Genomic DNA, 555 nt, shown 5'->3' on the forward strand with positions numbered 1-555 from the left:
ACATTACGCCCAAACGTTTTCCTTTTTTCTGAGGCGATGAAGCATCGGGGGTAGCCCCTTGTACCGTTTTGTATTTGGTGATTTTCTGTCCTTCGCGCCTAAGTATCTCCATATCATCTCCTTTTTTCTTTACTATCGTGAAGTCTTCGCCCGAAAAAAAATCTTGCATATTGAGGTTCATCACCATCGAAACCATCAGCGCTACAGCAAACACCATCGCTACATCGAATAGGTTTACCACTACGCTTAGTGGGTCGGCATCATCCTCTTTTAGGTGTGATTGGCGGCGGTTTGTTTTCATTGTTTTAGATTTTTGGTTAATACACTACTTACATAGTCTAATTGGTTGATTTCTTTGCTGTACCAACGTTGTTTAAACTGTAGGGTTACAAGACCTACTAAGCTGATTACCAACCCTACTACTGTGGTAGCAAAGACTACTTGCATATTGCTAGCCATCTTTGATATATCGCCAGTAGATAAGCCTGTAAGCGCCGGACTCATAGCGATAAGGGTACCAATAAGCCCTAATACAGGCCCTACCTTAGCCAATAG

The 555-nt window shown here is 42.5% G+C and carries 2 protein-coding genes; both read right to left on the bottom strand.

Going from position 1 to position 555, the window contains the following annotated elements; translation table 11 throughout:
- On the bottom strand, positions 1–301 hold a 301-nt coding region (locus HMPREF9441_RS17335; protein ID WP_008623853.1), incomplete at its 3' end, for a DUF2149 domain-containing protein.
- Positions 298–555: MotA/TolQ/ExbB proton channel family protein (locus tag HMPREF9441_RS17340; protein WP_008623855.1), on the bottom strand; the 258-nt coding region annotated here is incomplete at its 5' end. The genes HMPREF9441_RS17340 and HMPREF9441_RS17335, both read right to left, overlap by 4 nt.

Source organism: Paraprevotella clara YIT 11840 (genome assembly GCF_000233955.1).
In the GTDB taxonomy this organism is placed as follows: domain Bacteria; phylum Bacteroidota; class Bacteroidia; order Bacteroidales; family Bacteroidaceae; genus Paraprevotella; species Paraprevotella clara.